Here is a 21158-nt window from a genome sequence, read left to right on the forward strand (position 1 = left end):
GGAGAAACCGATGTGCGGTCGAGGGGTACGCCGGGGGAGAATGGTGACGTCATGTCCTCCGACCAGCCTGCCGCCGTCTCCGTGGCGATCACCTATCCCGCCGAGCTCCCTGTCACCCAGCGCCGCGAGGACATCGCCGCGGCCATCCGTGATCACCAGGTCGTGATCGTCGCCGGCGAGACCGGGTCGGGCAAGACGACCCAGCTGCCCAAGATCTGCCTGGAGCTGGGCCGCGGATCGAACGGCATCATCGGGCACACCCAGCCGCGCCGGATCGCGGCGCGGTCGGTCGCGGAGCGGATCGCCTCCGAGCTCGGCACCGAGCTCGGGGACCTCGTCGGCTATCAGGTGCGGTTCACCGACAAGTCCTCGGCCGCGAGCCGGATCAAGCTGATGACCGACGGCATCCTGCTCGCCGAGCTGCAGCGCGACCGCGACCTGCGCCGCTACGACACGATCATCATCGACGAGGCCCACGAGCGGTCGCTCAACATCGACTTCCTGCTCGGCTACCTGCGCCGGCTGCTCCCGCGGCGACCGGACCTGAAGGTGATCATCACCTCGGCGACGATCGACCCGGAGCGGTTCGCGGCCCACTTCGCCGACCCGCGTTCCGGAGAGCCTGCGCCGATCATCGAGGTCTCCGGGCGCACCTACCCCGTCGAGGTCCGCTACCGGCCGCTGATGGAGCTCTCCGAGGAGACTGGGCCTGAAAAGGATGGCGAGGGCGAGGTCGTCGTCCGCGACCAGACCGAGGCCATCGTCGACGCGGTCAAGGAGCTCTCCGCCGAGGGGCCCGGCGACGTGCTCGTCTTCCTCCCCGGCGAGCGGGAGATCCGCGATGCCGCCGACGCCCTCGCCGATGCGCTCGGGCTGAACCGCGGCGGCCCGTCGACCGGCCTGGTCGAGATCGTGCCCTTGTTCTCGCGGTTGTCGGCGGCCGACCAGCACCGTGTCTTCTCGCCCCACACCGGCCGCCGGATCGTCCTCGCGACCAACGTCGCCGAGACCTCGCTGACGGTCCCCGGGATCAAGTACGTCGTCGACACCGGTGTCGCCCGCATCTCCCGCTACTCCGCACGCACGAAGGTGCAGCGGCTGCCCATCGAGCCGATCTCGCAGGCGTCGGCGAACCAGCGGTCGGGACGTACCGGGCGGGTCGAGGCGGGCATCGCGATCCGGCTCTACTCGGAGGAGGACTTCCTCGGTCGGCCGGAGTTCACCGACCCGGAGATCCTCCGCACCAACCTGGCGAGCGTCATTCTCCAGATGGCCTCGCTCGGGCTGGGGGACATCGCCCGGTTCCCGTTCGTGGAGGCGCCCGACCGGCGCAACATCACCGCCGGCGTACAGCTTCTGGAGGAGCTCGGCGCGATGCGCGGCCAGCGGCTGACGAAGCTGGGCCGGCGGCTCGCCAGGCTGCCGATCGACCCGCGGCTGGCGCGGATGGTGCTCGAGGCCGAGCGGCTCGGCTGCGTACGCGACGTCATCGTCGTCGCCGCCGCGCTCTCGCTCCAGGATCCGCGCGAGCGCCCGGGTCAGGAGCACCCCAAGGAGCAGGCCCAGGCCGACCAGCTGCACGCCCGGTTCAAGGACGAGACCTCCGACTTCCTGACCTGGCTCAACCTGTGGCGCTACCTCAAGGAGCAGCAGCACGAGCTCTCGTCGAGCGCGTTCCGGCGGCTGTGCAAGCGGGAGTTCCTCCACTACGTACGCGTCCGGGAGTGGCAGGACCTGGAGTCGCAGCTGCGGCAGGTGTGCCGGGAGATGAAGATCGACCTCGGCAAGGGCCACCGCGACGTCGGTCACGACGACGGCGAAACCGCACCGAAATCAGAGGGAGCGGCCTACGACGCCGACGGCATCCACCAGGCGCTGCTCTCCGGTCTGCTCTCGCACATCGGGGCGCTGGAGGAGCGGGACAAGAAGGCCGACGCCGCCGCTGCGCGCGACCGTCGGCGGCCGGGGCCGCGGGAGTACGAGGGAGCCCGGGGCGCGAAGTTCGCGATCTTCCCCGGCTCGGCGCTGCACCGGAAGAACCCGCAGTTCGTGATGTCGGCGGAGCTGGTCGAGACCTCCCGGCTCTGGGCCCGGCAAAATTCCTCGATCAAGCCCGAGTGGGCCGAGCGACTGGGCCGTGACCTGGTCAAACGCACCTACTCCGAGCCGCACTGGTCTACGAGGCGCGCCTCGGTGATGGCCCGCGAGAAGGTGACGCTCTACGGCGTCCCGCTGGTCGCCGACCGTCCCGTGGCCTACGGCAAGATCGATCCCGAGCTCTCCCGCGAGCTCTTCATCCGGCATGCGCTGGTCTATGGCGAGTGGCGTACGAACCATCGGTTCCTCCGCGACAACGCGAAGCTCCTGGAGGAGGCCGAGGAGCTCGAGCACCGGGCCCGCCGCCGCGACATCGTGGTCGACGAGCACGCGCTCTTCGACTTCTACGACCGCCGGCTGCCGGCGTCGATCGTGTCCGGGGCCCACTTCGACCAGTGGTGGAAGACCGCGCGTCGCGAGACCCCCGACCTGCTCACCTTCGACCTCTCGATGCTCACCAACGAGGCCGCCGGTGAGGTGACGGAGGCGGACTTCCCGGCCGAGTGGGACGCTGGCCCGCTGACGTTCTCGCTGAGCTACCAGTTCGAGCCGGGCGCGGCCGACGACGGGCTGACGATCGACGTGCCGGTGGCGACCCTCAACCGGGTCGGCGCGGACGACTTCTCCTGGCTGGTGCCGGGGCTGCGCGAGGAGCTGGTGACCGCGCTGATCCGGTCGCTCCCCAAACAGCTGCGGGTCAGCTTCGTGCCCGCTCCCGACAAGGCGCGGGCGTTCCTGAAGGAGACGCCGCCGGGGGAGGAGCCGTTGCTGACCGCGCTGGAGCGCTGGGCGCGCTCGACCGCCGGCGTGCACATCCCGCGCGAGGCGTGGGACTGGGACAAGGTGCCCGAGCACCTGCGCCCGACCTACCGCATCGTCGGTGAGGACGGCAAGGAGACCGCTAAGGGCAAGGACCTCGACGCGCTCAAGGCCCCGCTCGAGGGTGAGTTCAAGGCCGCGATCGCCGAGGTCGCCGCCTCCGCCGGTCACACCCGCACCGGAGAGACGAGCTGGGTCTTCGGTGACATCGCGCAGACCGTGACCGAGAAGCGTGCCGGGCACGAGGTCACCGTCTTCCCGTGCCTGTCCGACGAGGGCGCGACGGTCGGCCTCGTCGTCGCCGGGTCGGCCGAGGAGGCCGAGGCACGACACCGGCTGGGCGTCGTACGTCTCCTGCTCCTCGCTCTCCCGGATGTCGGCAAGCAGGTCGTCGACGGCCTGACCACCATGGAGAAGCTCGCGCTGGCCAGCTCCCCCTACCCCAGCGCCGCCGAGCTCGTCGAGGACTGCCGCGCCGCCGTCGTCCGCCAGCTGGTCGATGCCCGTCCGCTGCCGCGGACCGAGGAGGCGTACGAGGCGGTGCTGGCCGCCGCCGGCACCCAGGCCGACCTGGTGGCGGCCGTCCGTGCGGTCCTCGCCGACGTGATGCGGGCGCTCGATGCGTACCGGGAGACCGACAAGGCGCTCTCCGGGCGGGCCGACATGTTCCAGCTCCCTGCCCTGACCGACATGAAGGACCAGCTCGCGCGGCTGGTCTACCGGGGCTTCGTCGCCGACGCCGGCGCGCAGCACATCCGGCGCTACCCGACCTACCTGAAGGCGATCGTCGAGCGCCGGCGCAAGCTCGACGCCGACCTGCGCGGCGACCGCGCGACCCACGACCGGATCGCGTCGCTCCAGGACGCCTACCTGCACCAGGTCGAGGCGCTGGCCGAGGGCCGGCCGCCCGGGCCGCGGCTGCGGCAGGTGCGGTGGATGCTCGAGGAGTACCGCGTCCAGCTCTGGGCCCAGCAGCTCGGCACCGCCGAGAAGGTCTCCGACGCGCGCATCCGCAAGCTGCTCGGCTGATCTCGGGGACGGTGCCGGGGCCGGTGCGGGCGTGGTGTAACACGTCGTTCGTAGGACTATCCGGTCGTTCTGATAGGGCGACCAGTCCTACGAACGACGTGTTACACGGCCGCGGCGGCCGCTACGCTCGATCTGATGCCCAGAGAGTTTCGCTCGCCGATACGTCCCGGGGACGGCTTCTTCGACTCCCTCCTCGGGGGTGACGACCCTGCCCTGGTGCAGGAGGCGGCCGACGCGGCGGCGACGGCGCTCGTACGCGGCGCGCGGGAGAGCGACGACCCGGCGGTCGCCGAGCGGATCCTGCACCTGGCCGAGTCCGAGGGCATCGAGACGATCGCCGAGGTGTGGTCCAGCTCACCGGCGGAGTCGCTGGCCGGGTGCCTGTGGCGGCTCTACCTGCTCCGCAGCTGGGTCTACGCGGACCCGGTCGGCGCTGCGCGTGAGTTCGAGGCCGGGCGGGCCAAGGCTCAGGTCGCGCAGGTCGTCGCGGGAGTCGCGGAGCCCCCGGGCCCTCAGGAGCTGAAGGCGATGGTCGACGAGGTGCTGCGCGGCATCGCCGGCAGCGACTTCGCCGTGGTGCTCCTCCGCGCCGCCGCCTTCTCCCGCGTCATCGCCGCCGGACGGGCGGCCTTGGACCCGGACGCCGCCGCCAAGGACGTACGCAAGATGCTGCAGCTCTCCGAGCAGCTCGAGGCTGCGGGGCATGCCGAGCTGGACCACCGGCTGACGTGAGTCGCGGTGCGGTAGCCTCCTGCTCGCTTTGATGTGGCTGAGGTTGGGGGCACCGTTACACTGGTCGCCGAACACGTCGGGCTGCGGCAGCCCCGGGTCCCAACTTCAGCCGCTACGAGCGGCCTTGCGCCGTGAGGCGCTCCCGGTCCGGCGTGTTCATCATCTTTTGCGGTGCACCTCGGCTGGGCGGCCATGACGCCAGCCACCCACCAAGGAGCCGAAGTGACCGACATCCAGCCCGCCCCGCGCGAGGGCGCCATCTCCTACGAGCCGGAGATCGGCGACGGCAACGCCGACCCGGGCGAGGTCGTGTGGGGCTGGGTGCCCTACGAGGACGACGAGACCCAGGGCAAGGACCGGCCCGTGCTGGTGATCGGGCAGAAGGCCGGTCTGCTCCTCTGCCTGATGCTGACCAGCAAGGACCACGACCGTGACGAGGCCCAGGAGGCCCGCCACGGACGGCACTGGATGGACGTCGGCACCGGCGGCTGGGACCGGCAGGGCCGGCCCTCGGAGGTGCGGCTGGACCGGCTGATCCGGATGGACCCCGCCGACGTACGCCGCGAGGGCGATGTGCTGGCCAAGGAGATCTTCGACGATGTGATCAAGGCCGCACGCGATCACCTCGTCTGAGGCGGCGCTGGGGTCGTCTTCTCAGGAAGTGTCCAGGTACGTATCGTAAAGTGAATCGCTGGTAAACCGGGTCTGTGGTTCCATCACAGACCCGGTCCTGGTGTTGAGATGGAGGAAATGGTGCGGCGCACGCGATTGGCAACGGCGCTTCTGGTGACGGTTCTCTCGGCGTCCCTCGCCGCCTGCGGCGGTGAGCCGACCTCGAAGCCCTCGCCGAGCACCACGACCAAGGCGCCCGCGAAGGTGAAGCTCGTCTTCGGGGTCTCGGGCCACAAGACGCTGGTCGACACCTACAAGCAGCTGGCCGCCGAATACACCCAGGAGGTCCCCAACGTCACCGTCGAGGTGAAGTCCTGGCCGACCGCCGACCAGCTCACCGCGGCCGTCAGCGGCGGCGAGAAGGTCGACGTCGTGCTGACCCCGCGCGCCGACGTCGAGATGTTCGCCGAGGACAAGCGGATCCAGCCCGTCGACACCCTGCTCGAGGCCCGCAACGTCGACTTCGGCGACAAGTACTCCCGCGAGGCGATGGAGGACTTCTCCGTCGACCGCCGCCTGGAGTGCATGCCCTACTCAGTCTCCCCACAGGTCGTCTACGTCAACACCGGCCTGATCGACTTCGAGGCGATGAAGGAGGAGGGTCTGCCGACGCCGACCGTCCGCGCCGACGGCTCCCTGCGCGGCTGGACCCTCGAGCAGTTCGGTGCTGCGATGACGTACGCCGCCGAGCACCACAAGGGTGTCCGAGGCACCTACGTCGAGCAGAACCTCACCGCGCTGATGCCCTGGCTCGCCGGCGCCGGGGTCACCCTCTTCGACGACCCGCTGGCCCCGACCACCACGACCCTCGGCGACTCGTCCGGCGCCTACGAGGACCTGGTCGAGGCGTTCAGCCAGCCCAACGTGCTGGCCACGGCCAAGGACCTCGGCGGTCGCACCCCGTTCCAGGCGTTCAAGCAGGGCCGTCTGGTCGCGCTCGCCGGTGACCGATCGCTGGTCTCCGACCTCCGTGCGACCGAGGGCATGGAGTGGGACGTGATGCCGATGCCGGGCGGCAACGGCACCACCGGCGACTACGCCGGCCTGTGCATGGGCTCGGAGACCGTCGACCCCGACGCCACCGCCGACTTCCTCACCTACCTCATCTCGACCGAGTCGGTCGTCAAGATGGTTCGCACCGGCCACTTCGTCCCGGTCAACTCCGAGGTCGGCTACGCCCCGGTCTTCACCCAGCCCCAGCGCAACCCCAAGAACGCGCGCATCTTCACCGACACGGTCCGGGACATGCAGGTCCTCCCCGAGGCCGCCCAGCTCGCCCAGCTCCAGAAGGTCGCCGCCGTCGCGGTCCGGGGATCGTTGGCGGTCGCGGAGCCCGACCAGGTCGAGGACTTCGCGGCCCAGATCGACGAGCTCTCCAAGACCGTCTTCCCGCAGCCGACGCCGTCGGCCTCACCGACCCCCTCCACCTCGCCCAGCTCCTAGCCGCCGAGGCGTCGGTGACCGCCGGTCGAGCCGCGAGGCCGCCTGCGGCCGAGCGTGTCGAGACCAACACAGTCCTATCGAGCGCCGACGGGACTGTGTTGGTCGCGACACGCCTCCGCCTAGCGGCTCCGGCGGCTCGACCAGCGCGAGGCTGGGCTCGGGTCAGGACTCGAGGTCGGCGTGGAGGACCGCGTCGGTGAGCAGCGGGGCGGTGAGGGCGATCTGCCAGCCGCGGGCGCCGAAGCCGGAGAGGATCTCGATGATGCCGTCGAGGAGGGCGCCGGGATCGCGGGTCTTCGGCGGCGTCCACATGGCGCGGCGCAGGAAGTCGGGGGTGAGCAGGTTCTCGGCGGGGAGGTTGCGGGCCTCGGCGAGCGCATTGACCGACTCCCGCGCCAGCGCGAGACGGCGGGCGGCCGCCGGGTCCTTGTCGGCCCACGCGCGCGGCGGGGGTGGGCCCTCGGCGCGCGGGGACCGCACCGGAAGCTCGTCCTCGTCCATCGTGAGCGCACGGTTGATCGCCTTCACCCAGGAGGTCGCGTAGCGCTCGGCACCGCGGCCGTGGAAGCCCTTCAGACCGAGCAGTGCGGCCTTGTCCTGCGGGAGCTCATGCGCGGCGGCCACGATCGCGGCGTCGGGGATGATCCGGCTCGGAGTGACGTCACGCTGCTGGGCGATCCGGTCACGCTCGGTCCACAGCTCCCGCACCGCGGCGAGCCCGCGGCGGCCGCGGACGCGGTGCATGCCGGAGGTGCGCCGCCAGGCATCCGTACGCACCGGCGCCTCGAACCCGCGCAGCCAGTCGAACTCCTGCCGGGCCCAGGCGTCCTTGCCCTGCGCGACGAGCTCGGCGGCCAGCGCGTCGCGCAGCTCGACGAGGACCTCGACGTCCAGGGCGGCGTACTCCAGCCAGGCGTCGGGCAACGGCCGGGTCGACCAGTCGGCCGCGGAGTGCTCCTTGAGCATCGTGAAGCCGAGCACCGTCTCGACCAGGGTGCCGAGCCCGACCCGCGGGTAGCCCAGCAGCCGCCCCGCGAGCTCGGTGTCGAACAGCGCGGACGGGTGCAGGCCGAGGTCGCTGAGGCAGGGGAGGTCCTGGGTGGCGGCGTGCAGGATCCACTCGGTGCCGTCGAGCGCCTCGATCAGCGGGTCCATCGTGGTCAGCTCGATCGGGTCGATCAGCCAGATCCCGGAGCCTTCACGGCGCAGCTGGATCAGGTAGGCCCGGTTGGAGTAGCGGTAGCCGGAAGCGCGCTCGGCGTCGATCCCGACCGGACCGGTGCCGGCGGCGATGGCCGCGGCGGCCTTGACCAAGCCCTCGTCGGTGTCGGTCACCGGAGGCAGTCCGTCACGCAGGGTCAGCAGCGGCGCCGGAGCAGCATCTTCTGGTGTGTCCGGCCCCTTCTCGGCCTCGGTGTTGTCTTCGATCACGCGCCTCGCTGCCCTCGCCGGCTCGGCATGACGGTGACACCCTCCGGCACCGGAGGAAGTCCCGCAGCCGTGCAGAGCAGCTCGCCCCATGCCTCGGTGTGCGGTCGCAGGTCCAGGTCGCCCGAGACGCTCCCGACCGGAGTCCAGGAAGCGCGGATCTCGATCTGGGCGGTGCCGTCCTCATCGGCCATCCCGCCATAGGACTCGGTGGCGACGCGGGTCACGGTGCCTGCGGCGGCGACGTGCTCGGCGCCGTGACCCGACAGCGCGTCGAGGAGCCACGACCAGCCGACCTCGCCGAGCAGCGGGTCGCTGATGTGCTCGACGTCGATGTCGGCCCGGGCGTAGGCCACCAGCCGGAACGTGCCGGGCAGCCCGTGGACCGTGCCCCAGGCGTCGTTGCCGTCGGGGTCGTGCAGCAGGATCAGCCGTCCGGTCGCCACGTCGACGTCGCCGACGGTCACGTCGGCCGACAGGGCCGCGGCGTAGGGAGCGATCCGTTGCGGCGCGGGCATCTCCTCAGCGAGCACCTCGGGCCGGAAGGTGGCGGCGCGCATTCCCTCCGCGGCGGACCGGAACACGGCAGGACCGCTCTCCGGCCCCGCGGCGGGACGCGACTCTCCACGGACGACCATGTGAACAGGGTATGTCTTCTGCGCGATTCGCGATGTGCGTACACGCCGCACCGGATGGGACCATTGCCAGGTGGCCGAGATCAACACCGCTGACGCGCTCGCATCCTCCCCGTTCCTGCAGGCGCTGGCCGGGCAGAAGCCGAGCCGTACGCCGGTGTGGTTCATGCGCCAGGCAGGTCGCTCGCTACCCGAATACCTGAAGGTGCGCGAGGGCATCGGCATGCTCGAGTCCTGCCAGGATGCCGACCTGATCACCGAGATCACGCTCCAGCCCGTACGCCGCTACGGGGTCGACGCGGCTATCTTCTTCTCCGACATCGTGCTGCCGCTGAAGGCGGTCGGGGTCGACCTCGAGATCAAGCCCGGTGTCGGCCCGGTGGTCGCCGACCCGGTGCGCACCATGGCCGACGTCGAGGCGATCCCGGACCTGACCCCGGAGCACGTCCCCTACATCACCGAGGCCGTCCAGAACCTCACCGGCGAGCTGGCCGGCATCAACGGCGGCACCCCGCTGATCGGCTTCGCCGGCGCCCCGTTCACCGTGGCGTCGTACCTGGTCGAGGGCGGCCCCTCGAAGGAGTACGCCAAGACCAAGGCGCTCATGTTCGGTGCTCCCGACGTGTGGGACGCCCTGATGCGCAAGATCGCCGGGATCTCCGCCGCGTTCCTGGAGGTCCAGGTCCGCGCCGGCGCCTCCGCGGTGCAGCTCTTCGACTCCTGGGCCGGTGCCTGCACGCCCGCCGACTACGAGCGTCACGTGCTGCCCTACTCCACCGAGGTGATGACCCGGATCGGCGAGCTCGGCGTCCCCCGGATCCACTTCGGCGTCAACTCGGCCATGCTGCTGCCGCTGATGGGCAGTGCCGGCGCCGAGGTCGTCGGGGTCGACTGGCGCACCCCGCTCGACTGGGCGATCGATCAGCTCGGCGACGGCTTCGGCGTCCAGGGCAACCTCGACCCCGCCCTCGTCTTCGCGCCCACCGAGATCATGCTCGAGCAGGCCGGGAAGATCATCGAGACCGGCCGGCGGGCCAAGGGTCACGTCTTCAACCTCGGTCACGGCGTCATCCCGACCACCGACCCCGACCAGCTCGCCCGGCTGACCGAGTTCGTGCAGAGCTACCCGCTGGACTGATCCGCCGCCGTACGTCCCGCCCGGCGGTTCCACGCACGCGCCTGCTCCACCAGCGCCGTCGCCAGGCCGCGCACCTGCGCGGGCAGACGCGGGTCGCGGCGGGTCAGCAGGGTCAGCGTGACCGTGCCGGTCTCGCCCGCGACCGGCCGTGTCGCGATCGCGCCCGACCGATGCAGCGGGTCACCGACCACGCTGAAGTCGGGAAGCAGGGTGAGCCCGAGGTCCTCGGCGACCATGAGCTTGCCCATCTCGGCGCCGTCGGCTGTTCGCCACGACGCCGGCACTTCGAGCCTGAAGAGCCGGTGGGCCAGACGGTGCATCACGTAGCCCGGCCGCATCATCACGAAGGGCTCCGCGCGCAGGTCGTCGACGCTGACGGCCGGCTGGGCGGCGTACCTGTGTCCTGAGGGGACCACGACCACCGGCGAGCCGGTGACGAGCGCGGTCGCCTGCACGCTGACCGGGACGTCGTCGCCGGAGAGGACGTTGATCAGAGCCAGGTCGAGGGTGCCTTCTTCGAGCCCGACGATGATGTCGGCCTGCAGCATGTCGAGGACCTCCACGGAGACCTCCGGGTGGCTCCGCTGCATCGCCTTCAGCGCCGGGACGAGCACCTGGGTGGTGGCGGTGTTGACGGTCCCGAGACGTACGGGCTGGGTGGAGGCGCGTTGGTCGCCGGCCGCGGCCCGCAGCCGACCGACCGCTTCGATGGCCTCGAGCAGGTGGGGGAGCAGGTCGCGGCCCTGGCGGCTGATCCTGGCTCCGGAGCGGCGCCGATCCAGCAGGGTCACGCCGAGCTCCTTCTCGAGTCGGCTCACCGCCTCGCTCAGCGCGGGCTGGGAGATGTGCAGCTGCTCGCTGGCGCGGCGCAGCGATCCCAGCCGGTTGACGGCCGCGACGTACTCGAGCTGTTCGATCCGCATGGTGCCCCTGTCTCTCATGGCAGCTGCAGTGACAGGTTCTGCCTATCACCCGCTCGCCGAACCAAGCAGCGGACAGTCTCTCCTGAACCCGCCTTCTGTGAGAAAGTAGAGCAACTTAGTACACAAATGGCGGGAGTGAAGCATGGCCACGAACGAGCCCCTGAAGTTCGCCTACTGGGTGCCCAACGTCAGCGGCGGCCTGGTGGTGAGCAAGATCGAGCAGCGCACCGACTGGAGCTACGACTACAACAAGAAGCTCGCGCAGCTGGCCGAGAAGAACGGCTTCGAGTACGCCCTCTCCCAGGTGCGCTACATCGCCTCCTACGGCGCCGCCTACCAGCACGAGTCCACCTCGTTCTCGCTCGCGCTGCTGCTGGCCACCGAGCGGCTGAAGGTGATCGCCGCCGTCCACCCGGGGCTCTGGCAGCCCGGCGTGCTCGCGAAGTGGCTGGCCACGGCCGACCACCTCTCCGGCGGCCGCGCGGCCGTCAACGTCGTCTCCGGCTGGTTCAAGGACGAGTTCACCAAGCTGGGCGAGCCGTGGCTCGAGCACGGCGAGCGCTATCGCCGTTCGGAGGAGTTCATCCGCTACCTGCGCGAGATCTGGACGAGCGACGCCGCCGAGCTCAACGGCGACTTCTACCGGCTCCACGACTTCGACCTGAAGCCGAAGCCGCTGGCCAGCGAGGGCCGGCCCCACCCGGAGATCTTCCAGGGCGGCAACTCCTCCGACGCCAAGGCGATGGCCGGCCGCGTCTCGGACTGGTACTTCGCCAACGGCAACACCCCCGAGGGCCTGGCCGCGCAGATCAGGGACGTCAACGCCGTCGCCGAGCCGCTGGGGCGCCGGGTCAGGTTCGGGATCAACGGCTTCATCGTCGCCCGCGACACCGAGAAGGAGGCGCGCGACACCCTCCGGGAGATCATCGACAAGGCCGACCGGGAGGCGGTCGAGGGATTCGGGGCCGCGGTCAAGCAGGCCGGGCAGTCGACCGGCGACAAGACCGGGATGTGGCAGGACTCCACCTTCGAGGACCTGGTGCAGTACAACGACGGCTTCCGGACCGGGCTGATCGGCACGCCCGAGCAGGTCGCCGAGCGGATCGTGGAGCTCAAGCGGGCCGGCGCCGACCTGATCCTCGGCGGCTTCCTGCACTACCTCGAGGACGTGGAGTACTTCGGTCAGCGCGTGCTCCCGCTCGTGCGTGAACTCGAGGCGCAGCAGCTGGAGCGCGTGGCTTGAGCACGACGGAGATCGCCCGGCTCGACGCCGAGACCGCGCCCGTGGTCGCCCGGCGGGTGGCCGAGGAGCTGGCCCTCGGCGACAGCGCCCGCGACCGTGACCGGGAGCTGCCTCACGACCAGGTCAAGGCGTACGCCGCCGCCGGGCTCGGTGCGCTCACCGTCCCGCTCGAGTTCGGTGGCCCCGCGCTCCCCGCGGCGACCGTGGCGGAGGTGTTCCGGCTGGTCTCGTGGGGTGATCCCAACGTCGGTCAGGTCCCGCACAGCCACTTCGTCTTCTTGAACCAGCTGCGGCTGAACGGCACGCGGGAGCAGCAGCAGCGGATCTACAGCGAGGTGCGAGCCGGGGCGCTGGTTGCCAACGCGCAGTCGGAGTTCGGTACGAAGCACGTGCGGGACATCCGGACGACCCTCACGCCTGCTCGGGAGGAGGGGGAGTGGCTGCTGAACGGCGAGAAGTTCTACTGCACCGGCTCCCTCTTCGCCGACTACCTCGCCGTGCTCGCCCGCCGTGACGTCGACGGGCCGCTGCACGTGGCGTGGGTCCGCACGGAGAGCCCCGGCGTCGAGATCATCGACGACTGGGACGCCGTCGGGCAGCGTACGACGGGTTCTGGGACAGTGCGCCTCACCGACGTCGTGGTTCCGGACGAGTGGATCACTCCGTTCGCGATCACGTTCGACGTGCCGACGACCTACGGAGCCTTCGCACAGCTGCTGCACGCCGCCATCGACGCCGGGATCGCCCGGCGTGCGCTGGACGAGGCCTCCGCGTTCGTCTGCACGAAGTCCCGCCCCTACGCCGACGCCGTCGCGATCGCCGGAGCCGAGACCGCCGCGCAGGACCCGCTGGTCGTCCAGGCCTTCGGTGAGATGGAGCTGGCCGTACGCAGCGCCGAGGCGCTCCTCGCCGAGGCAGGACGACGCGTGGACGAGGCCGACGCGGACCTCACCGAGAGCTCGGCCGCGGAGGCGAGCCTCGCCGTGGCGGCCGCCCGTGCGTCGACCGCCACGGTGTCGGTCGACGTCACCAGCCGGCTGCTCGAGGTCTCCGGCGCCCGGTCGGCTCTGGCCACCACCAACCTCGACCGCCACTGGCGCAACGCGCGCACCCACACGCTGCACGACCCGGCCGCCTGGAAGGTTCACCACCTCGGGCGGTGGGCCGTCGACGGCACGCGGCCGCCACGGCACGGGCAGCTCTGACATCCCCACCACATCCCACCGAAAGGCAGCGATGAGCACTCTCAAGTTCCATTGGTTCCTCCCGACCAACGGCGGCGACGGTCGCCATGTGATCGGCGGCGGTCACGGCGTCAGCGCGCTGGCGTCGGGCCGCCCCGCCACGGTGCCCTACCTCGGCCAGATCGCCCGCAGCGCCGAGCAGCTCGGCTTCGAGGCGGCGCTGACGCCGACCGGGGCGTGGTGCGAGGACGCCTGGGTGACGACCGCGATGCTCAGCTCGCTCTCGGAGCGCCTGAAGTTCCTGGTCGCCTTCCGACCCGACTCGGTCTCGCCCTACCTGGCTGCGCAGATGGCCGGCACCTTCCAGAACCTGTCGGGCCAGCGGCTGCTGCTCAACGTCGTCACCGGCGGCGAGGACCACGAGCAGCGGATGTACGGCGACTTCCTCGCCAAGGACGAACGCTACGAGCGGTCCGGGGAGTTCCTGCACATCGTGCGCCGGCTGTGGGCGGGGGAGACGGTGACGTTCTCCGGGAAGCACCTCTCGGTGGAGAACGCCCGGCTCGAGCAGCGGCCGACGCCGGTCCCGGACATCTACTTCGGTGGCTCCTCGCCGGCCGCGCTGGAGGTCGCCGCAGAGCACGCCGACGTCTACCTGACCTGGGGCGAGCCGCCGGCCGCGGTCGCCGAGAAGATCGCTCGCGTGCAGAAGCTGACCGCCGACCGCGGGCGTGAGCTCCGCTTCGGCATCCGCCTGCACTCGATTGCCCGGGACACCTCCGCCGCCGCGTGGGCCGAGGCCGACCGGCTGCTGGAGAACATCTCCGACGAGGACATCGAGCGCGTGCAGGCGGGCCTCGCCCGCAGCGTCTCGGAGGGGCAGCGGCGGATGCTGGAGCTTAACCGGGGCTCGCGCGACGGGCTCGAGGTCCACCCCAACCTGTGGGCCGGCATCGGGCTGGTCCGCGGTGGCGCCGGGACCGCGCTGGTCGGCTCCTACGCCGAGATCGCCGACCTCATCGAGGCCTACCACGCCGTCGGGATCACCGAGTTCGTGCTCTCCGGCTACCCGCACCTGGAGGAGTCCTACTGGTTCGGCGAGGGCGTCCTGCCCGAGCTCGAGCGCCGGGGTCTGTGGTCCCACCCCGCCCCCGTCGCCGGTAGAGGGGCGGCGGTGCCCTTCGGCGCCGCGGCCCAGTAGGGAGTCGGACATGTCTGCGGTCACGCACAAGGCCACCGCCAACCCGAAGCGGGTCGCGCTCGCGGCCTCGGTCGGCGCCACCATCGAGTGGTACGACTTCTTCCTCTACGGCACCGCCGCCGGTCTCGTCTTCGACCGGCTCTACTTCAACGGGCTCAGCGGCACCGCCGCTACCTTCGCCTCCTTCGGCACCTTCGCCGTCGGGTTCCTGGCCCGCCCGGTCGGAGGGTTGATCTTCGGTCACTTCGGCGACCGGATCGGCCGCAAGACCATGCTGATCTGGACGCTCGTGATCATGGGCGTCGGTACGTCGTTGGTCGGGCTGCTCCCGACGTACGACTCGATCGGGGTGCTCGCCCCGGTCGCGCTCGTGGTGCTCCGGATCCTGCAGGGGATCGGCGTCGGGGGCGAGTACGGAGGGGCGGTGCTGCTCGCGACCGAGTACGCACCGCAGGGGAGGCGTGGGCTCTACGGGAGCTTCGCGCACATCGGCGTCCCGGGCGGCCTCGTGCTCGCCTCGGGCGCGTTCGCGATCGCCTCGCTGCTGCCCGACGCGGAGTTCCTGGCCTGGGGCTGGCGGGTCTGCTTCCTGATCTCGATCGTGCTGCTCGGCATCGGCGCCTGGATCCGGCTCTCGATCATGGAGACGCCGTCGTTCCAGGAGGTGCAGGCGGAGAAGAAGGTCTCCAAGCTGCCCGTCGGCGAGCTCTTCCGCCGTCAGCCGCGCACGCTGCTGCTGGGGATGGGCACCCGGTTCGTGGAGGGCTTCACCTACAACCTCTACTCGGTCTTCCTGCTCTCCTACGCCGTGGCCGACGCCGGGCTGAGCCGGTCGGTGGTGCTCAACGCGATCATGGCCGGCGCGCTGCTCGGCGTGGTCACGACCATCGTCGCGGGGGCGCTGAGCGACCGGTTCGGGCGGCGGCCGGTCTACACGGTCGGCGCCGTGCTCGGGCTGGTGATCGCCTTCCCGGTCGCGGCTGCGGTGCAGTCCGGGGCGGTGGTGCCGTCGGTCGCCGCCTTCGTCGGCGGACTCGGCCTGGTCTACGGCACCGTCTACGGGCCGCTGGCGGCGTTCTGGAGCGAGCTGTTCGACACCCGCTACCGGTTCTCCGCGCTCAACGCGCTCTACCAGATCTCGGGAGTGGTGGCCTCCGGGCTGACGCCGCTGATCGCGGCGGCCCTGGTCACGCTCTCCGACGACCGCTCGCTGTGGTGGGTCGCCGGCTACAACGTCGTGGTCGCCGCGATCAGTCTGACCTGCATGTGGCTGCTGCCGGAGACCCGTGGCGAGAGGCTGCGGGACACGGCGGTGGACGAGGCGCGGGCAGTGCCCGCGAGAGAGGTGGTGGCGTGATGACCGGTCCGCTGCGTACGAATCAGGATCTGGACCCGGCCGCGCTGCGGCAGGCCTTCGGGGTCTTCCCGAGCGGGGTGGTCGCGGTCGCCGCCGTCGTCGACGGCCGCCCCGTCGGCCTGGCCGCGTCGTCGTTCACGTCGGTCTCCCTGGACCCGCCGCTGGTCTCCTTCTCGGTGGCCCGGACCTCCAAGACCTGGCCCGACCTGCGCCGCTCCTCCCACCTGGGCGTCACCGTGCTCGCCGAGCACCACGGCGAGGTCTGCCGCCAGCTCGCCGGCCCCGTCGACTCCCGCTTCGACGGGCTGGTCGTCAGCGAGTCCCGCGACGGGGCGCTGACCCTGGACGAGGGCCTGGCGCAGTTCGACTGCACCATCTACCGCGAGGTCGAGGCCGGCGACCACATCGTCGTCCTCCTCCAGCTCCATTCCGCCGACCACGGCGCCGGCCAGCCCCTGGTCTTCCACCGCTCCAACTTCGGGCGGCTCGCAGGGTGAGGCCTGGTCAGAAGTGCTTGAGCGCCTCGCGCCGGGTGAGTCCGGACAGTCGGTCGTCGTGCTCGGTGACCCAGCCGCGGACCCATGTCGGGTCGGTCTTGGCGAACTCTCGTAGCGCCCAACCGACCGCCTTCCGCGTCCAGAAGACCCGGCCGTGGAGGGAGTCCTCGAGGTTGGCGCTCAGCACCTGGTCGAGCAGGTCGACGTCGGTCTCGGTCCGGTGCCGGTTCTGGCTGAGGATCGCCGTACGCCGCACCCAGAGGTCCTGATCCTGGGCCCACTCCTGAATGATCGGGGTGGCTTCGGCCCGGTGCGTCCGGAGCACCTCGCCAACCAGGTGCTGGGCGATCTCGTCGACCAGGTCCCACCAGCCGCCGGTCGTCGCGAGGTGGCGGTAGAGCGGCAGCCGTTCCGGACTGCGGGCGGCGCTGCGGTGGGCGGAGTGCCTGAAGAGGGCCAACGCCGCGTAGCGCTCCTCACGGTGCTCGGCCTCGTCCCAGAGCGTCGCCGCAGTCGCCAGCCAGTCGGATTCGTCGAGCGGATGCTCCGCGAAGCACTCCCTGGTCAGTCGCTTCATCACCGGCGACGCGATTCCGTGGAACGGCATCTGGGACTTCATGTACGCCTGCATCTGCGGCGCGCGCTCCGGATCCGCCGCCGCGGCCAGCCGGGCGTGCAGGTCGCGGATCAGAGCGTCGCCGGGTGTGGGCATGGTGTGATCGTAGGGAATGCACGGCCGGGACCTCGCCCGACTCAGGCTCCGCTCAGCGCCGGATGGGAGACTGACCCGGTGCGAGTGATCGTCATAGGAGCAGGCATCGCCGGGCTGACCGCGGCCCGCGATCTGTCGTCGAAGGGCCACCGGGTCACCGTGCTGGAGGCCTCGGACCGGGTCGGCGGGAAGATCCGTGGCGAGGTCGTCGCCGGGCAGCTGGTCGACGTCGGTGCCGAGGCGATGCTCAACCGGCGGCCGGAGGGCGTATCCCTCGCTCGTGAGGTCGGCCTCGAGGTCGTGCACCCGACCGACGCGAAGTCCTCGATCTGGTCGCGCGGCGCGCTGCGGCCGATCCCGCGCTCCGTCATGGGCGTGCCGCTCGACCTGTCGGCGCTGGAGAAGGCCGGTCTCCTCTCCGAGGAGACCCTGGAGGTCGTACGCCGCGAACCCACGCTCCCACCTGCGAAGACGGACGAGGACATCTCCGTCGGTGACTTCATCGCCTCCCGGTTCGGCGACGAGACCGCCGACCGGCTGGCGGACCCGCTGCTCGCCGGGGTGTACGCCGGCCATGCCCGTGCGATCTCGGTGAAGGCGGCCGCGCCGCAGCTGTTCATGCTCGCCGAGAAGGGGTCGCTGCTGAAGGCCGCAGCGGCGCTCCCGACCTCCGACGTGCCGGTGTTCGCCGGGATCGATGGCGGCATGTCCCGGTTGCCGGCGACCCTCGCCGAGGGCCTCGACATCCGGCTCGGAACCCGGGTCGACACCGTCACCAGGACCCCGCAGGGCTTCTTGGTCGAGCACAGCCTGGTCGAGACCGGCGGCGAGGTGGAGGCCGCCGATGCCGTCGTCGTCGCCACGCCTGCTCCGGTCGCCGCGAAGCTGCTCCGCTCGACCGCCCCGTCGGTCGCGCGCGAGCTGTCCGAGATCGAGACCGCGAGCGTCGCGGTGGTGACCTTCGCCTTCCCCGACCTGCCCGCCGAGCTCGCCGGCAGGTCCGGGTTCCTCGTCCCGCCGGTGGAGGAGTGCGCGATCAAGGCGTCCACGTTCTCCTTCGCCAAGTGGGCGTGGGTGGGCGCGCGCGGCAACTACCTGCGTACGTCCATCGGGCGCCACGGCGAGCCGCCCTCGGACGACGACGACCGCCTGATCGCCGACTCCCTCGCCGCCCTGGCCGACATCGCCGGCATCACCGCGACGCCGACCGACGTGCACGTCCAGCGCTGGACCGACGCGCTCCCGCAGTACCCGGTCGGCCACCTCGACCGGGTCGCCCGGATCCGCCAGGGGCTCCGGGGTGTCCCCGGACTCGCCCTCGCGGGTGCCTCCTACGACGGCGTCGGCATCCCGGCCACGATCGGGTCGGCCCACCGCGCCGCGGCCGAGATCGGCTGAATGCTCACCGAGGTGACTCGGTCGGGGCCCACCGGCTTCATGGAACTCCGCGAAGTCAGTGACCGCTCACCGAGTTACCTCGGTCGACATCCCGTAGGAACTCGACGATCCCCGCAAGCGCCTCACGGGCGGCCGGCGCGACCCCGGGCAGCGACATGAACCCGTGGAACGCGGTGTCGTAGTCGACGAGCGAGACCGGCGTCCCAGCGGCCCGAAGCACCTCCGCATAGCGCGTCCCGTGATCGCGGATCGGGTCGTGCAGGGCGGTGATGATGTGGGCCGGCGGCAGGTCGGCGTGCGACGGAGCCCGCAGGGGAGAGGCCTGCCAGGACTCGTCGCCGTAGCGCGAGCCCATGTAGAGGTGGCCGAAGGTGCTCATCTGGGTCGAGGTGAGCACCGGTCCGTTGGCGTTGGCGGCCTCGGAGGGGAACTTCTCGTACATCTCCACCGCCGGATAGATCAACACCTGAGCCCGCACCGAGGGCCCGCCGGCGTCGCGAGCCATCAAGGACACCACCGCCGCCAGGTTGCCGCCGGCGCTGTCGCCCATCACGGCGATCCGGGACGGGTCCCCGCCCAGGTCGGAAGCGTTCTTCGCGACCCATTCCAACGCAGACCAGGCATCCTCGACGGCGGCCGGGAACGGATGCTCGGGCGCCAGCCGGTAGGACGGCGCGACCACGATCGACCCGGTCCCGGCGGCCACGTGCGAGGAGACCCAGGCGCTCTGCTCCGGGGTGCCGAGACACCAGCCACCGCCGTGGTAGTTGATGACGACCGGAGCATCCTCGCCGACCCCGGGAGGCGTGTAGATCGCGAAGCGGCGGCCGTCGACGTACGTCTCCTTCACCTCGACGTCCGCGGGGCGACCGAACAGCAGCGCGGTGACCGGGCCGGTCCGGAGCCCCTCACGCTGCGCGCGCAGGGCGATCATCTCCTCGGCGTTCAGCGGCGCCTTGACCAGGCGCTCCTGGAGGAAGGCGAAGATGCGGGTACGCAGCGGCAGCATGGGGCTCACCCTAGAGCCCGGTGGCGACCCGGTGACCTGCCCTGGCGCAAAATGGGGGCATGACCGACCCCCAGGCCGACATCAAGTCCAACGCAGCCAAGATCAACGAGCTCAACGCGACCATCCGCTACACGATGTGGTCGGTCTTCTCCCTGGAGCAGACCCTCGGCGACGCCGACCGCAAGGCCGAGGCGGTCGAGGTCGAGGAGCTCTTCGCGGCCTTCGCCGAGGAGGACATCGTGGTGCGCGGCACCTACGACGTGGCCGGCCTGCGCGCCGATGCCGACGTGATGTTCTGGCTGCACGCCGACTCCTCCGACAAGCTCCAGTCGGCCTACCACCGCCTGCGCCGCACGGCCTTCGGTGGCCGCCTCGTCCCGGTCTGGTCGCAGATGGCGCTGCACCGCCCCGCCGAGTTCAACCGCAGCCACCTGCCCGCCTTCCTGGCCGACGAGCGCTCTCACGACTACGTCGCGGTCTACCCGTTCATCCGCTCCTACGAGTGGTACCTCCTCGACGACAAGGAGCGCCGCCGCCTCCTCGCCGAGCACGGCCAGATGGCGCGCGACTACCCCGACGTACGCGCCAACACCGTCCCGTCCTTCGCGCTCGGCGACTACGAGTGGATGCTTGCCTTCGAGGCCGACGATCTCTCCCGCATCGTCGACCTGATGCGTCACCTGCGCGGCTCCGAGACCCGCCGTCACGTACGCGAGGAGGTGCCGTTCTACACCGGCGCCCGCGTCGACATCGCCGACCTCCTGGATCGCCTTCCCTGACCGCTCGGTCGGGTCTCGGAAATTCGCTGTCGGCACCCGGGTCGCTCCACTAACCTCTTCCGTCGCGGTGGCACGTGCTCGGGTTCGATTTGCCGACCCCGTCACGTCCTGCTGACACATCCACGTGACCTTGGGAGGGCAGAGACGTGGGGATGACGATCCCTGGGGAGTTGGACTTCGTTCTCGACCTGCTCGGCTATGAGTGGCCGAACGTCGATGAAGATGCCGTACGCGACGCCGCACAGCTGTTGCGTGGGCTGGAGTCGGACCTGCGCGGCACCCTCGATCATCTGGAGATGCGGGTCAACGAGCTCGGTGACGGTTCCAAGGCCCAGTCGGTGAATGCGCTGATCAGGGCGTGGACCGAGAACCGCACGGCCAACATGGACGCGGTGCTCGACGCGCTGCCCGAGGTCGCGAACGGGATCGACATGCTCGCCGACGCGATCGTCGCCCTGAAGGTGAAGGTGATCGCCGAGCTGACCATCACCGCCGCGCAGATCGCGGCGGCCGCCGCGACCGCGGTGGTCACCGCCGGGCTCAGCGTGGCCGGCAACGCCGCGCTCATCGCGGCGCGGAAGAAGGCGCTCGACATCGCGACCGACATCGCGATGGAGGAGCTGATCGGGCAGGTGGCGAGCATGGTGATCGAACCGCTCACCGGCACGATCACCGATCTCGCCATGGCGATCGCGGAAGCGCCCTTGGTGACCGAAGGCGAGGCGACCACAGGGACCCAGCTCAGCTACGACCTGATGGAGCAGATCGCCACCGCGCTCAGCGACTGCGGCGCCGACCAGTACGACCTGTGCCGGACGTTCGCCGCCGAAGTGTCCGCCCTTCCCCTCTTCGCCTCGTAGGA

General features: G+C 70.8%; 18 protein-coding genes. 13 read left to right on the plus strand and 5 right to left on the minus strand.

Annotated elements, in window-relative coordinates; translation table 11 throughout:
* Positions 1-51 precede the first annotated feature (51 nt).
* The 4 genes from hrpA (at position 52) to G5C66_RS18440 (ending at position 6792) form a co-directional block, all read left to right on the plus strand.
* Positions 52-3945 (plus strand): ATP-dependent RNA helicase HrpA, encoded by a 3894-nt coding sequence (hrpA, locus tag G5C66_RS18425; protein WP_165112397.1) that lies wholly within the window; start codon positions 52-54, stop codon positions 3943-3945.
* Between the two features lie 135 nt (positions 3946-4080).
* Positions 4081-4677, plus strand: a complete 597-nt coding sequence (locus G5C66_RS18430) for a hypothetical protein (protein ID WP_165112398.1) — start codon at positions 4081-4083, stop codon at positions 4675-4677.
* A gap of 222 nt (positions 4678-4899) precedes the next feature.
* A complete protein-coding gene (locus G5C66_RS18435; RefSeq protein WP_165112399.1) occupies positions 4900-5310 on the plus strand; it encodes a type II toxin-antitoxin system PemK/MazF family toxin in 411 nt (136 codons plus the stop codon).
* Positions 5311-5463: 153 nt separating this feature from the next.
* Complete coding sequence (locus G5C66_RS18440; protein ID WP_165112400.1) at positions 5464-6792, plus strand: extracellular solute-binding protein; 1329 nt, start codon at positions 5464-5466, stop codon at positions 6790-6792.
* 162 nt (positions 6793-6954) lie between these two features.
* On the opposite strand, the gene G5C66_RS18445 is transcribed toward G5C66_RS18440, so the two are convergent.
* Positions 6955-8223 carry an HRDC domain-containing protein gene (locus G5C66_RS18445; RefSeq protein ID WP_165112401.1) on the minus strand — a complete coding sequence of 423 codons (1269 nt, stop codon included), beginning with the start codon at positions 8221-8223 and terminating at the stop codon, positions 6955-6957.
* Positions 8220-8858 carry a DUF3000 domain-containing protein gene (locus tag G5C66_RS18450; RefSeq protein ID WP_165112402.1) on the minus strand — a complete coding sequence of 213 codons (639 nt, stop codon included), beginning with the start codon at positions 8856-8858 and terminating at the stop codon, positions 8220-8222. The genes G5C66_RS18445 and G5C66_RS18450 overlap by 4 nt, the downstream gene beginning before the upstream one ends.
* 70 nt (positions 8859-8928) lie before the next feature.
* On the opposite strand from G5C66_RS18450, the gene hemE reads away from it, so the two are divergent.
* Complete coding sequence (gene hemE / locus G5C66_RS18455; protein WP_338144221.1) at positions 8929-9993, plus strand: uroporphyrinogen decarboxylase; 1065 nt, start codon at positions 8929-8931, stop codon at positions 9991-9993.
* On the opposite strand, the gene G5C66_RS18460 is transcribed toward hemE, so the two are convergent.
* Positions 9978-10916: a LysR family transcriptional regulator gene (locus G5C66_RS18460; RefSeq protein WP_165112403.1), complete on the minus strand. Its 939-nt coding sequence runs from the start codon at positions 10914-10916 to the stop codon at positions 9978-9980. The two genes, hemE and G5C66_RS18460, sit on opposite strands and share 16 nt — an antisense overlap.
* Positions 10917-11058: 142 nt before the next feature.
* On the opposite strand from G5C66_RS18460, the gene sfnG reads away from it, so the two are divergent.
* Genes sfnG through G5C66_RS18485 form a run of 5 tightly spaced genes read left to right on the plus strand, consistent with a single transcriptional unit; the run spans position 11059 to position 16398 of the window.
* Positions 11059-12159, plus strand: a complete 1101-nt coding sequence (sfnG, locus tag G5C66_RS18465; protein WP_165112404.1) for a dimethylsulfone monooxygenase SfnG — start codon at positions 11059-11061, stop codon at positions 12157-12159.
* Entirely contained in the window at positions 12156-13364 is a 1209-nt protein-coding gene (locus G5C66_RS18470; protein WP_165112405.1) for an SfnB family sulfur acquisition oxidoreductase, read from the plus strand. The genes sfnG and G5C66_RS18470 overlap by 4 nt, the downstream gene beginning before the upstream one ends.
* 31 nt (positions 13365-13395) lie before the next feature.
* Positions 13396-14544 (plus strand): LLM class flavin-dependent oxidoreductase, encoded by a 1149-nt coding sequence (locus tag G5C66_RS18475; RefSeq protein WP_165112406.1) that lies wholly within the window; start codon positions 13396-13398, stop codon positions 14542-14544.
* Positions 14545-14554: 10 nt separating this feature from the next.
* Complete coding sequence (locus tag G5C66_RS18480) at positions 14555-15901, plus strand: MFS transporter (RefSeq protein WP_165112407.1); 1347 nt, start codon at positions 14555-14557, stop codon at positions 15899-15901.
* Positions 15901-16398 carry a flavin reductase family protein gene (locus G5C66_RS18485; protein WP_165112408.1) on the plus strand — a complete coding sequence of 166 codons (498 nt, stop codon included), beginning with the start codon at positions 15901-15903 and terminating at the stop codon, positions 16396-16398. Before G5C66_RS18480 ends, G5C66_RS18485 begins: the two co-directional genes overlap by 1 nt.
* A gap of 7 nt (positions 16399-16405) precedes the next feature.
* Here G5C66_RS18485 and G5C66_RS18490 read toward each other — a convergent pair whose 3' ends face one another.
* Entirely contained in the window at positions 16406-17110 is a 705-nt protein-coding gene (locus G5C66_RS18490) for a DNA alkylation repair protein (RefSeq protein ID WP_165112409.1), read from the minus strand.
* A 78-nt stretch (positions 17111-17188) separates the two neighbouring features.
* On the opposite strand from G5C66_RS18490, the gene hemG reads away from it, so the two are divergent.
* On the plus strand, positions 17189-18508 hold the full coding sequence (hemG, locus tag G5C66_RS18495; protein ID WP_165112410.1) for a protoporphyrinogen oxidase: 1320 nt from the start codon (positions 17189-17191) through the stop codon (positions 18506-18508).
* Positions 18509-18563: 55 nt separating this feature from the next.
* Here hemG and G5C66_RS18500 read toward each other — a convergent pair whose 3' ends face one another.
* Positions 18564-19517, minus strand: coding sequence for an alpha/beta hydrolase (locus G5C66_RS18500; protein WP_165112411.1), 954 nt, complete (start codon positions 19515-19517; stop codon positions 18564-18566).
* Between the two features lie 59 nt (positions 19518-19576).
* Here G5C66_RS18500 and hemQ point away from each other — a divergent pair, with 59 nt between their 5' ends.
* Together hemQ and G5C66_RS18510 are read left to right on the plus strand one after the other, a co-directional pair.
* On the plus strand, positions 19577-20296 hold the full coding sequence (hemQ, locus tag G5C66_RS18505) for a hydrogen peroxide-dependent heme synthase (protein WP_165112412.1): 720 nt from the start codon (positions 19577-19579) through the stop codon (positions 20294-20296).
* A 152-nt stretch (positions 20297-20448) separates the two neighbouring features.
* The gene (locus G5C66_RS18510) at positions 20449-21156 is read left to right on the plus strand and encodes a WXG100-like domain-containing protein (protein WP_165112413.1); all 708 of its coding nucleotides are present in this window, start codon (positions 20449-20451) and stop codon (positions 21154-21156) included.
* Positions 21157-21158: the final 2 nt, after the last annotated feature.

It is taken from the genome of Nocardioides turkmenicus (genome assembly GCF_011045035.1).
GTDB classification, from domain to species: Bacteria; Actinomycetota; Actinomycetes; order Propionibacteriales; family Nocardioidaceae; genus Nocardioides; species Nocardioides turkmenicus.